Genomic DNA, 12,253 nt, shown 5'->3' with positions numbered 1-12,253 from the left:
GACAAGGTTCTTTTTATTCTCGCAGTTGCGATGCTTATGGCATCATGAATTGTTGGACCAGTTCGGCGTTTTCCGCCATGAATTTTTCTGCTGCGGCTCCTGCCTCTTGTTGGACTTCCATCATTTGCTCATCGGTCATGGTTGCCAGGTTGAGGGCATTGTCAGCTGTCATGGCTGGAATTTCCAGCGCTTTGCCAAATTCTTGCTTGGACTTCATTTTCAGGCTGATACCTTTTGGCATGTCTGGAGTCGCCTGGTCAAAGTTGATTTTCACGCTGGCGTCGGAATCGCGCCCGGCATCTGTAGATGTCTCGGATACAGTGACGTTCCCGCTCAGAGCGATCGGCTCGGAGTATTCGTCTGCCAGAACGACTGCGAAATCGTACTTGCCGTCTACTTTTTTGCCTTCTTTGACGGTTTCAAATGTTGTCGACAGATCAAGCGCTGGCTGCTCGTTCTCTTTTACCAGGAGATTCAGCTTGCCGTTTGTTTTGCCGCTTTGCTCAGTCGCTTTGTACGTGTAGGATACTTCGCCGTTTTTCGGATCTTCCGGGTTGTGGATGGCGAAGCGATAGTAGCTGTCCGCGCCTTTTTGGTAAGCGGTGCTTGAGAAGAACAAGTTTTCCTGTTTGTTGTCTTCCCCAGTAAACATCAGTTTGCGGGACAAGATTTGGTGATCGCCGTCTACGAGCACGACCATTTTCACTTGTTCCTTGCTCGCTGTAGAGCTGTCGCTAATGTCTTTCAGCAAGTCATCGAAGCCTTGATCGTAGTCTTTCTTGAACTCTTCTTTGGAAACTTCATCTACCACATAACCGCTGTCAGCCATCAAGGTAGCGACGTTGTGGTAGCGGGTGTAGATCAGATCAAACAGCTTCGTGTCCGCTTTCGCTTTTTCTGCCAGCTTGGTTGCGAGCGCTTTTGCCTCTTCTTCGGTAAAAGTCACAGTGATTTCACGAGCGCTTTCCTTGAAGCCTTCTTCCGAGAAGGAAGCATCCTTGTTGATTGCTACTTGCGTGTCCTTGATCGAATCTGCGTACAGCAAAGCATACGGAGTCAGCACGCTTTTCACTTCATCCTGGTTGAAGCGGACTGCTTCCATCAGTTCGCGATAGGTGAGGAAACGCTTAGGCATCTCTTGACCGTATTTTTGCTTGAGGGCATCGCGGTCTTTCAAGTCCATGTAGCCGTATTTCGAGTAAAAATCAGGCAGACGGAAGCCAAACTGCGAGTCGTTCATGAAGTACTCAATCGTAGCCAGCTTCTTGTCTTTCAGATGAACTTCGAGATTTCCTTGCTGCTGGTGCTTTTGCTCGTCGATGTTGCTTTGCATGACGACTTTCGCGCTCTTCAGCAGATCGAGAATTTTTTGTGCTTGCGGGTCTGGGATTGTAGCATCTATCGCAATATCAGACAGTTCGGTTGTGGAGTGCACAGGCTTTTCCAGATATGGCTTCATGTACTCTTCGTATTCCCCATAAGCCTTGGAAACGTTGGACGAGAACTTCATCATGCTCTCCGCTTCCGATTGCAGGTAGATCGTTTTTGCGCTTTTGAACAAGTCGAATTTGGCGTAGGCCGTTCCGAGCCCCCCCAAAATAACGACAGCAGCTGCTCCCGCAATCAGCAGCGGTTTTTTGGAGCTTTTGCGTGGCGGGTTCACGTTTGTAGTGGTTTCCATGAGTTCCTCCCCTTTGTAACACTCTCTCTTTTTTTTGCGTACGAACCGTAAATGGTTTTTCGCACTCGATTTTGTATTGTACCATAAGGGGGAAGGATGAAAGTGATTTCCAGTAAATTTTTTCAAAAATGAGGAAGAAAGACCCAAAAATATAAGTGTTTGTTCCAATTTTTCACCCTGGACAGCTTGTCTAATCGACAACAGGTAAGGCAGACGGCTTTTCGGGCTACAGAGACAAGGGGATGGATAGGAGGAGATTGTGTGGACTTTCGCGTGCTGCAGACGTTTTTGGTAGCGGCTACAACAGAAAATTTTCATCAGACAGCTGAGGCGCTGTTTATCGCCCAGCCAACGGTCAGCCAGCATATTCGACAACTGGAGAAGGAATTGGGGATCAAGCTGTTTGAACGGGTTGGGAAACGCGTCAGGCTGACGGCAGCGGGCAAGCGCTATCTGCCGCATGCAAAAGGTCTTTTGGAACAGTGGCACCACAGCATGGAAGATTTGCAGGCGTGGCGGCAAGGATACCGGGAGAAGCTTCATCTGGCTGTCTCGCCGATTATTGCCCGCGCCCGCTTCTCCCATCTGCTCCACCGTTTCACCAAGCAATATCCGGATGTAGACATTTCGATCAAAATTGCCGAATCTGTGGAGATCGGCCCGCTCGTGCAGAGTGGACAGGCTGATTTGGGACTGACCCGGATGGTGCCAGGCGAGTTTCAGCTGGATACGTACTTGCTGTATGAAGATCCGGTGGTGTTCGCTGTACCGCATAGCGGAGGCGACATGGATGCTCCTTTGCCTGATTGGGAGCAGGAAGTGCAGGCGAACCGTTTGCTGACCCACAATCACCCGGGCTACTGGGACGATTTGCTGCTGCTTTTGCGCCAGAGAGGACTTGCTTTGCGCACGATGGCGGTATCGCAGGTGGACATCACCAAACGCTTCATTGAAGACGGGCTTGGCGTGTCTTTTTTGCCCCGGTCGGCTGTCAGTCGGGATTTGTTTGAAAATCGCTTTATCGAGCTGCCGACGCCGGGGCTTGTGCTGCCAAAGGTGGCTTCTTACCTGCTCGTGCCGAAAGTGGGAATTAGCGAGCCAGTCAAGCATTTCATGGAGATTTTGCAGGCGCTCTATCCGCCGATGCCTTCGGTTGTGCAAGGGGGAAGGCAGTAGGGAGAGCAAAGGGCCAAATGATTATAAAATGTGATTGATAGCGGGTTTTTCTTTTATTTCCCTTCCATATTAATAATCGATATACTGAAGGGAAAAGAGAAGAAAAAGGAGTGGCGATCATGACAAAACAACATCCTTTGGCAATCGGTCTGGAAGGAATCGCCGTAGCGGAGACAGACCTGAGCCTGGTAGACGGAATCAACGGATTGCTCGTATACCGCGGCTATTGGGCGCGCGATCTGGCTATTCACCACACGTTTGAAGAAGTAGCGCACTTGCTCTGGTTCGGCCATTTGCCAAGCGAGCAGGAGCTGACGGAATTAAAGAATAAATTGAAAGCAAACCGCGAACTGCCGGAGCATGTCAAAGGAATCCTGAAGCTGATCCCGGCAGATGTCGATATGATGAGTGTGCTGCGCACAGGCGTTTCCGCGCTGGGCAGCTCCTCCCAAGGCTTCCCGCCAACGATTGACGAGGTGATTGCGCTGGCTGCGAAAATGCCTACAATCGTGGCGTATCGCTTCGCCTGTCTGGAAGGCCGCGAGCCGATCTCCCCTAACCCGGAACTGGATCACACGGCGAACTATTTGTACATGCTAAAAGGCGAGAAGCCGAACTCGGCTCATGTTCGTGCGCTGGATGCGTACCTGATTTTGACGCAGGAGCATGGCATGAACGCTTCTACTTTTGCTGGCCGTGTCGTCGGTTCAACCGAGTCTGACCTGATTTCTTCGATTGTGGCAGCCATCGGGGCTTTAAAAGGTCCTTTGCACGGCGGCGCTCCGTCGGAAGTAACGGAGATGATCGAAGCGATTGGCACGAAGGAAAATGCGGAGCCGTGGCTGCGCAGCAAGCTGGAAAGCGGTGGCCGCCTGATGGGCTTCGGTCATCGCGTCTACAAAACGATCGACCCGCGTGCAACGGCTTTGCGTGTGGTGGCTTCCGAGCTGTCGGCGGACGATCCGTGGTTCGACTTGGCAACACATGTGGAAAAGGTCGGTTTGCAACTGCTGGACGAGTACAAACCGGGCCGCAAGCTGAACACAAACGTGGAGTTCTTCGCCGCTGCGGTCATGCGCGCGGTTGGGTTGGATGAGAACTTGTTCACTCCGACTTTTGCCGTGAGCCGCGTAGTTGGCTGGAGCGCTCATATTTTGGAGCAGGCTGCGAAAAACCGCATCATTCGCCCGCAATCGAATTACATCGGCTCGATGCCGGAATAATAGACGTTGCCTTTTACAAAAGCTATCCGTTGTTGCGGATGGCTTTTTTTGCTGAAAAATCCAGGTGGGTGTTGAGCGAAGCTGTAGTGGAGGGAGGAAACAGGAGAAACCGCAGCAGGGCACCTGGCCTTTTGCGGGGAGCTTAAACTAGCCGCCTGCGGTGAAAAAGGAAAACCGCGTCAAAAGCAGTTTGTTCGGAGAAGTGGATTCACGTTGCCGCTTAAAGGCCGTTTTCCTTTTTCGCCTCCGGCTGGGTAGGAGTCCGAAAGCCCTGCTGCTTGTTTCTCCTGTTTCCTCGGCCAACGTTAGGCTTTGGTCGGGGAGTGATTTTTGAAAGTTGATCAGGGGCGGAAAATCTAATGCAGGCAGCAACGAGCTTTTTGCATGAAAGAGTCGCATACAGCAATCTTCTTCAAGAAAAGCCTTAATCTGTTTTCATGTTTTTTTTTGAAACTGACGTCGAACTCACCAGCCTCTTTCCTCGCCACACCTAAAGTACCGATGAAGCAGACTACGAAGGTCAACCCAAGCAAGCTTTTCGTATTTGGCATTTTTCCTTGAAACTCCCGCTGACCACCACCAGCTCCCAAGCACTCCCCCAACCCAGCTTTTCCGCTTAATCTGCAACTCCACCACCCGAAAGTGCAGCAGGGGGATTGCAGAGGTCGCTAACTTTTGGCATGATAATGAAAAAAAGTAAGGAGTGGAATCAATGGCTCTGTTGTCTACCCCGTTTCAATTCAAAGGACTCACTTTGAAAAATCGCGTAGTGATGCCGCCTATGTGCCAATACTCCGTGGAAGCGCAAGACGGAACGCCGACCGACTGGCATTTTGTCCATTACGTGTCTCGCGCAGTAGGAGGTACAGGCTTGATCATCGTAGAGATGACAGACGTGGAACCGGATGGCCGCATTTCCAACTTCGACCTCGGCCTGTGGTCCGATGAGCAGATTCCGGCATACAAGCGCATTATCTCCGAGGTACACAAGTACGGCGCGAAAATCGGCATCCAGATTGCTCACGCTGGCCGCAAAGCGGAAGACGCTGAAGTACCTGTCTCGGCATCTGCGGTTCCTTTCCCTGGCTCTCGCTACAAAACGCCACGGGCACTGACGACAGAAGAAGTCAAAGCGATGGTCGTCAAGTTCCAGGAGGCAGCGAGACGCGCAGTGGAAGCGGGAGTGGACACGATTGAAATCCACGGTGCGCACGGATACTTGATCCATCAGTTCCACTCGCCGTTGACGAATTTGCGGGACGATGAATACGGACGGGACAAAGCGCTGTTCGGCGTAGAAATCATCAAGGCGATCAAAGAAGTGATCCCGGAAGACATGCCGCTGATCATGCGGATTTCCGCGGTAGAATACGTAGATGGCGGTTATGGCCTGGAGTACAGCACAGAGCTGTCCCGTAGATATAAAGAAGCGGGCGTGGACATTTTCCATTTGTCGAGTGGCGGCGAAGGTCCGATCGGTTCAGGCGGACGTCCGGGAATCCATCCAGGATATCAGGTGCCACTTGCCCGCGCGATCAAGCAGGCATTGGATGTTCCGGTGATTGCAGTCGGCAACCTCGACGATCCGAGGCTGGCAGAAGCGTCGATCGGCAATGGCGACACGGATTTGGTAGCTGTCGGACGCGGCATGCTGCGCGATCCGTACTGGGCGCTTCACGCCATCCGCGAGCTGTCCGCCGACGAGCTTGACGCGCCAAAGCAATACGCGCGTGCATTTTAATCACTCCTAAAAACAAAGCAACCTTTCTTGCTGCCGATTCGCGATTCGTGATTCGCAGACAGAGAGGTTGCTTTTTTGCATGCCAAAAGATCATCCCTGCAACGGCGCAGCTTCACATACCTGACAGGTGCGGAAAAGACAGGCTCAAAAAAGCAGACGCCCTCACACAAAACGATCCTGCGTCGAGAAGAGTCAGCTTCTGTGATAGACTAATGCACAAAGTACGGCCGAAAGGAGACGGTAGTTTTTGCGAGAATTTTCGACGATCCGGTTTACCGATAAAGAACCGCTTTTTACGCAAATGTATCACCATCTAAGAGACGAAATCGTGAACGGACAAGTCCGGCACGGGGAATTTCTCCCTTCCATTCGCAGTTGCGCGCAGTCGCTTGGCGTCAGCAAAAATACGGTAGAAGTCGCGTACCAGTTATTGATGCCCGAGGGCTATGTCAGCAGCATGCCGAAAAAGGGGTATCAGGTCGTCTACAAGGCGGAAGCCCCTGCGACCAGGCACACTCCAAGCACGACAGAAGCAGCCCCTTTGAACATTCATACGGATTTTCGCTACGGCAATATCGAATTGGGAGCTTTCCCGTTTCAGCAGTGGAGCAAGCTGCGCAACCGGGTGATTGCCGACCACCAGCAGCGCTACATGGTAGAGGGTCAGGACCAGGGCGAGTTCGAGCTGCGAAAAGAACTGGCAAAGCTGTTGCACGAGACGCGCAAAGTCATGGCGACCCCGGAGCAGATTGTCGTCGGAGCTACTCCCCAGCAGCTCGTTTCCGTTTTGGTACAGCTTCTGGACAGGGAGAAACAGATCATTGGCGTGGAGAACCCTGGCTATGACGGCGCGCGAAACACGTTTGTCAACGGAGGCTATCAAGTCCGGGGCATCACGGTAGGCGCGGACGGCGTCTCCATACCAGAGCTTTTGAGCAGCAAGGCAACTGTCATGTACGTCAGCCCGTCCCAGCAATTTATCAACAAGCTTGTGATGCCGCTTGAAAAAAGAACCGAGCTGATCGAATGGGCACAAACCAGCGCGTATATCGTGGAAGATGACTATGAGTGGGAGTTCAAGTACGAAGAGAGCTTCCTTCCTGCGATCCAAAGCTTGTCTCCGCAAAAAGTGGTCTACATCGGCAGGCTGTCCAAAGCGTTGCTGCCTGTCTGCAATCTGAGTTACATGGTGCTCCCCTATGATCTTTTGTCGCGCTTTTACCAGCGTGTGCCGGAATACGATCAGCCCGTCGCCAGACTGGATCAGCTGACATTGTCCGCGTATTTGTCCGACGGCTTTTGGCACAGGCACGTGCAGGCTATGCGCAAAAGCTACGCAGACAAGCGGCAAGCTTTTCTTCAAGCTGTCTCCCGCTGGATGGGGGAACGCGTGGACGTGCAAGGAAAGGACACAGGGCTGCACGCGTTTTTGACCGTCAAAGAAAAAGGCAGCGAAGCAGAGTGGATGGAGCGCGCTTTGCGAAACGGGGTAAAAGTGTACGGGACAGCGAGGTACTGGGTGCAGGACATCCGGGAATACCCGTCGTTTCTGCTCGGGTACGGGGCTTTGAACGAACAAGAAATCGAGGCGGGCATCCGGCAGTTGGCTGCTGCCTGGTTCGGGTAAAAAGCTGCTTTTTGCGAATCTGCCCCGGTCATTTTGTGAAATCTGTCCCTTCAAGAGAGGGCCTCTTGCGCTCTATGATGATACATATGAAAGCGATAGAGTAAAGGGGGACAGGGAGCAGATGAGGTTTATTTTCGACTTGGATGGGACGATCTGCTTCAAGGGGCAGCCTATCTCCAAGAGCATTCTGGATTGTCTGCTTGAACTGGAGCAGGAAGGCCACACCGTAGGGTTTGCTTCCGCCAGGCCGTGCCGGGATATGCTGCCGGTTTTGGATGAGCGGTTTGCCAACCATCTTCTGATCGGGGCGAATGGAGCCATGACCTATCATCAGGGACGGTTGCAGAGCTACACGGCGATTCCCGGCCAGTTGGCAACAGAAATCATTCGTATCCTGGCTGATCATCAAGCGCAGTTTTTGATTGATGACAAGTGGGATTACGCTCATAACTGCACAGAAGCTCACCCGGTCATGCGCAATATCGACTGTGGGCGCAAAGCTAGCCGCATCGACTTCGATCAGTTGGATGCCGTTTTGAAAATCTTGATTTTATCGGCAGACCGGACGAAAGATCTGGCGGCAAGACTGAAGGAACTCGACGTCACCATGCACCACCATTCCGCAGAGGACATTCTCGATCTCACCTGCCGGGGTGTCAACAAGCTCGCTGCCCTGGAGCGGTTTGCCCCGCAGGATGAACCATTCATTTGCTTTGGCAATGACATGAACGATCTGCCGCTTTTCGAACAGGCGCAGCACAGTGTCCTGATTGGCGAGTACGAGCCGCTCGTGCCGCTGGCGACTGAAAAAATCGCGGTGGACAGCCAGGTCGAGAGTGTGATTGTTTCCAAAATTCAGGAACTTAGCGTAGCGTACAAGCCTGCTCGGACGTATTAAAATGAGGAGGGGAATGGAAGATGAATCAGGCATTGGTGCAAAGACACCGGGCTTTGCGTGAAGCAGAAACAAAAGCAGAGCAATTGTTTGCCCGAATCGAAGAAACAGGAATCATTCGCAGCGGGGCGTCGGAAAAACAGATCAATCAAGAGATTTACGAGCTTGCCTTTCAAATGTTCGGGATCAAAAAGTATTGGCACAAGCGAATTGTGCGCGCCGGAAAAAACACGCTCCATCCATACAGGGAGAATCCGCCGGACCTGATTGTCACTCCAGAGGATATTATTTTCCTCGATTTCGGACCGATTTTTGAGGACTGGGAAGCTGATCTGGGGCGGACGTACGTACTCGGCAATGACCCGATGAAAATCAAGCTGCGCGACGATATCGAAAAAGCGTGGGATTTGGGCAAGGCTTACTTTGAATCCAAGCCGGATATTACGAGCAGCGAGTTGTTTCACTACATGTGCCAGGTCGCTGAAGAGAACGGCTGGGAGTTTGGCGGGCCACACGCCGGACACCTCATCGGCGAATTTCCGCACGAGAAAATTCAGGGGGAAGACATCGTCAACTACATTCACCCGGACAACAACAAACCGATGAGAGACCCTGATCACAATGGTCATCCGCGCGACTGGATCCTGGAGGTACACTTCGTCGACCGCAAATTGGAAATCGGCGGCTTCGTAGAAAAGCTGCTGACGGTGGACTAATCCATCATTTTTACCCTCTCCCGTTGTCAATGGATGGGAGAGGGTGCTATTATGAAGCTAGAAAGTTATCGTTATATCGATAACTGCAACCGGGAACGATAAAAAAGAACCGACACGGTGCTGGTAACACCATGTCGGTGGTACAAAGACGGCCCCTTTACGGGGATCGGCTCAAGTGACTTGTAAAACGGACGAAATGACCGCCTTAGCCACGTCAAAGCTTAAGGGCGGTCATTTCGTTTGGACAAGGCAACAACGATTGCTACGACTAGGCTCAGCAGTCCGACAACAAAGCCGCCAAACTGGAGCATAAGCGAAAGCGTTTCGTGAGTAATTGCCACGATCCCACCTCCCTTCCGTTTGTGACGTGGGGAGATGAGCCGACCACCCTCAAGATTGAGCCGTATCTGTGTACTTGTCCAAATTTTACTATTTTTCCGGTATGATTGTCTAATTCGTATTTGAATAAAATGGCTCGGCGGTCGAAGCTTGTTGTACCGCTTGGTCATGCCATAGCGGAAAACCGCCTGCTCCCATTCGGATCAAGCGGTTTTTTTGTGCGCAAAACTCAGTACATCACCATGTTGCCCGTCTCTTTCATGTGCTTTTCCGCCTTTTTCAGCAACACGACCGTCACCAGCACGAGCAGCAGCAAGACGCTGGCCAACAGCGCCAATTCAGGCGCCAAAGCGGACAGAGGCGCGCCTTCCATCAACAAGCCGCGCACAAGCTGGAGAGCGTAGGTGAGCGGGAAGCAAAACGAAATCGCTTTGGCCCAGAGCGGAAAAGCCAGCGGCGGAAGGCGTACGCCGGAGAAGATCAGCATCGGTTCGTCCAGGACGGTATACAAGAAGCTCGCGTCGCGGGAAAACAGGAAGAGGACGCTTAAAAAACCGCCCCAGACGATGGCTGAGACAAGCAGGACGAAAAACGCGAGCGGGATCGCCCACCAGCCGCTTGGATGCATCCCGCCGACGAACAGCAGCGCCAGCAGGGTGAAGCAAAAGAACAGCCAGACGCCCTCGACAAGCGAGGAGAGGGAACGCCCGTACAGGAAAGCCAGCCGATTGACCGGGCTGATAAAAATCATTTCCATCGTCCCGGCCTGCCGCTCGAAGCTCATTTGCCAGGCGGATTGCACCAGGCACCAGAAAAAAATGTACCCGAGATACCCGGTCAATAAAAACAGCGGGAGCTGCTCGGCAGAGAGGAAGCGGGCAAGCGGCGAATCGGCTCCTGTGCGAAACGGCGCAAACGAATAGTACGCGGTCACGAACATGATGGCGGGCCAGATCAGCAGGCTGAAGTACACCATTTTGCTGTGAAAAGAATGCCGATGCTCCTTCTGGATTTCCGCCCACAACAGCGCAGTAAGCTGCTTCATGCGCCCCTCCTGTCTGCCATGTGCAGGATGACATCCTCCAGGGACGGCTGCTGGGTATGTAGGCGCAGGACGGGCGACTGATGGGCGGCTAACAGCGAGAGCAGCGGCGTGGTCATATCGGTTTGCCCGCGCAAGGTCACTTCCCATGTGTGTTCATCTGTTTCGGCAATTTCCCGTGAGCCGCCGTAGCGCACGGCGAGCTTTTGCAAATCGAGATCAAGGGAAGCGGAAAGCGCCGGGATGACGACGTGCAAAGCTGTCTCCAGGTTGAGCGATTGGGTCAGTTGCGCAGGGGTGTCATGTGCGACCAGCTTGCCTTTGTCGATGATGTACACCTCGTCGCACAGTTCCTCGACTTCGTGAATGTAGTGACTGGTCAACAGGATCGCTTTTCCGTGCGCGACAGCCAGTTCTTTTACATGCTTGCGCAATTTCCTGGCGATCGGAGCGTCCAGCCCCAGTGTCGGCTCATCCAGAAACAAATAGCTCGGATCGTTAATCAGGCCGCGGGCGATTTGCAGCCGTTGCTTCATGCCTTTGGAATAGCGCTCTACCGGGGTATCAGCGGCATCGAGCAGCCCGACTTGCAAGAGCAGCGAATCGATTCTGCTGCGCAACGCTCCGCCGTGCAGTCCGTACAGGCTGCCGAAATAGTGCAAGTTTTCCCGCCCGGTCAAGCGCCAGTACAGCATCCGCTCGCCGCCTGCGATCATGTTGACTTTGGCTTTTACGAACCGATCCTCCTTGACCGCGTCATACCCGTCTACCGTAATCGTTCCGCTGGTAGGAGTGAGCAAGGTCGAGCACATTTTGATCGTCGTGGTTTTCCCCGCTCCGTTGATTCCCAACAGCCCGATGATTTTTCCGGGCACCATCCGAAACGACACATCCGATACGGCCTCTACTTCCTTCCATTGTTGGCGAAGCCAGCTTCCTTTTTCCTTCACGTGATATACTTTTCGCACATTTTCCACAATCAGCACGGGAAAAGACCTCCTTTTATGCAAATATCGATTCGACGACGCGCTTCTCCATTCGCCGCATGCCCCACATGCCGATGACGAGGTACGCAAGCGACAAAACGGCCATATGGAGCAGTTGGGGAGCAACAGCGACCAGCGGCTTGCCCTGAATCACGCATTGGCGAAAAGCGTCCAGCGCAGGCGACAGCGGCATGATCGCCCCGAGCGGCTGCAGCCATTCCGGCAAGTACGGAGTGGGAAACGTGACGCCAGAGACGAACGCCATGATGACAAACAGCGTGTTTTGCGTGATGTATGTATCACGAAAACGCAGCATCAGCGAGCCGAGCACGAGAGCCTGGCAGAAAAACGCACCTGTAGACAAAATCCAGACGGCAATCGCGCTCCACAGGTGTGTATGAACGAGATTCAGCCCGAACAGCGCTCCGATCAGCACGATGATGGAAAATTCAAACACCGTGCGAATGACTTGCTGGGCGACATTGCCCAAAAAGTACCCTCGGCGCAAAGAAGGGGTGAGCAGCACCGCTTCCAGCGTGCCTTCCCGCAGCTCGGTAATGAGCGAACGGCTTACGTTCATCAAGGTGGAGACGGCAAAAGCGTAAAAAGCGCCGCCCAAAATCGCATAGGACAAATAATCGGCTGTGCCAGCCAAGTGCTGGAAGCGGCTGTCCAGCTGCCCGGCAAATACATAATGATAGGCAAAGTAGGCGAACAGCACCGTGTACACGCCAGACAAAATATGGCCGATGACAAACGACCACGGATAAGCCCGGAGCATGACAAGCGTGTTGCGGACAAAGGTTGCTTTGGCGACTCGAAACAAG

Annotated in this window: 12 protein-coding genes; 6 read left to right on the top strand and 6 right to left on the bottom strand. The window is 53.0% G+C overall.

The genetic code is table 11. The features are described from left to right. Positions 1–34: 34 nt before the first annotated feature. Positions 35–1,681, bottom strand: a complete 1,647-nt coding sequence (locus M2298_RS23025) for a DUF6583 family protein (RefSeq protein ID WP_122966625.1) — start codon at positions 1,679–1,681, stop codon at positions 35–37. 261 nt (positions 1,682–1,942) lie between these two features. On the opposite strand from M2298_RS23025, the gene M2298_RS23020 reads away from it, so the two are divergent. Both M2298_RS23020 and M2298_RS23015 read left to right on the top strand, forming a co-directional pair. Next, positions 1,943–2,857, top strand: coding sequence for a LysR family transcriptional regulator (locus M2298_RS23020; RefSeq protein ID WP_280649137.1), 915 nt, complete (start codon positions 1,943–1,945; stop codon positions 2,855–2,857). 119 nt (positions 2,858–2,976) lie between these two features. Next, on the top strand, positions 2,977–4,080 hold the full coding sequence (locus tag M2298_RS23015) for a citrate synthase/methylcitrate synthase (protein ID WP_173597977.1): 1,104 nt from the start codon (positions 2,977–2,979) through the stop codon (positions 4,078–4,080). 356 nt (positions 4,081–4,436) lie between these two features. Here the strand turns inward: M2298_RS23015 and M2298_RS23010 are convergent, their stop codons facing one another. Then, positions 4,437–4,670: a hypothetical protein gene (locus tag M2298_RS23010; RefSeq protein ID WP_173599922.1), complete on the bottom strand. Its 234-nt coding sequence runs from the start codon at positions 4,668–4,670 to the stop codon at positions 4,437–4,439. Positions 4,671–4,792: 122 nt separating this feature from the next. On the opposite strand from M2298_RS23010, the gene M2298_RS23005 reads away from it, so the two are divergent. The 4 genes from M2298_RS23005 to M2298_RS22990 all read left to right on the top strand — a co-directional run bounded on the left by M2298_RS23005 (position 4,793) and on the right by M2298_RS22990 (position 9,059). Next, complete coding sequence (locus tag M2298_RS23005; protein ID WP_063229408.1) at positions 4,793–5,821, top strand: NADH:flavin oxidoreductase/NADH oxidase; 1,029 nt, start codon at positions 4,793–4,795, stop codon at positions 5,819–5,821. A gap of 247 nt (positions 5,822–6,068) precedes the next feature. After that, the gene (pdxR, locus tag M2298_RS23000; RefSeq protein WP_280649136.1) at positions 6,069–7,448 is read left to right on the top strand and encodes a MocR-like pyridoxine biosynthesis transcription factor PdxR; all 1,380 of its coding nucleotides are present in this window, start codon (positions 6,069–6,071) and stop codon (positions 7,446–7,448) included. A 121-nt stretch (positions 7,449–7,569) separates the two neighbouring features. Beyond that, positions 7,570–8,346, top strand: coding sequence for an HAD-IIB family hydrolase (locus M2298_RS22995; RefSeq protein WP_274874777.1), 777 nt, complete (start codon positions 7,570–7,572; stop codon positions 8,344–8,346). 20 nt (positions 8,347–8,366) lie between these two features. After that, entirely contained in the window at positions 8,367–9,059 is a 693-nt protein-coding gene (locus M2298_RS22990) for a M24 family metallopeptidase (protein WP_122966620.1), read from the top strand. 221 nt (positions 9,060–9,280) lie between these two features. Here the strand turns inward: M2298_RS22990 and M2298_RS22985 are convergent, their stop codons facing one another. From M2298_RS22985 to M2298_RS22970, 4 genes are all read right to left on the bottom strand, one after another. After that, positions 9,281–9,400, bottom strand: coding sequence for a putative holin-like toxin (locus M2298_RS22985; RefSeq protein WP_208715247.1), 120 nt, complete (start codon positions 9,398–9,400; stop codon positions 9,281–9,283). Between the two features lie 227 nt (positions 9,401–9,627). Continuing rightward, positions 9,628–10,443 carry an ABC transporter permease gene (locus M2298_RS22980; RefSeq protein ID WP_122966618.1) on the bottom strand — a complete coding sequence of 272 codons (816 nt, stop codon included), beginning with the start codon at positions 10,441–10,443 and terminating at the stop codon, positions 9,628–9,630. Next, the gene (locus M2298_RS22975; protein ID WP_274874779.1) at positions 10,440–11,426 is read right to left on the bottom strand and encodes an ABC transporter ATP-binding protein; all 987 of its coding nucleotides are present in this window, start codon (positions 11,424–11,426) and stop codon (positions 10,440–10,442) included. The genes M2298_RS22980 and M2298_RS22975 overlap by 4 nt, the downstream gene beginning before the upstream one ends. Before the next feature lie 16 nt (positions 11,427–11,442). Then, complete coding sequence (locus tag M2298_RS22970; RefSeq protein ID WP_217023167.1) at positions 11,443–12,252, bottom strand: ABC transporter permease; 810 nt, start codon at positions 12,250–12,252, stop codon at positions 11,443–11,445. Between the last annotated feature and the right edge of the window lies 1 nt (position 12,253).

This window comes from Brevibacillus sp. 1238, from assembly GCF_029892995.1.
Taxonomy (GTDB): Bacteria; Bacillota; Bacilli; order Brevibacillales; family Brevibacillaceae; genus Brevibacillus; species Brevibacillus parabrevis.
The sequence above is the reverse complement of the archived record's forward strand: the minus strand, read 5'-3'. Positions and strand labels throughout refer to the sequence as shown.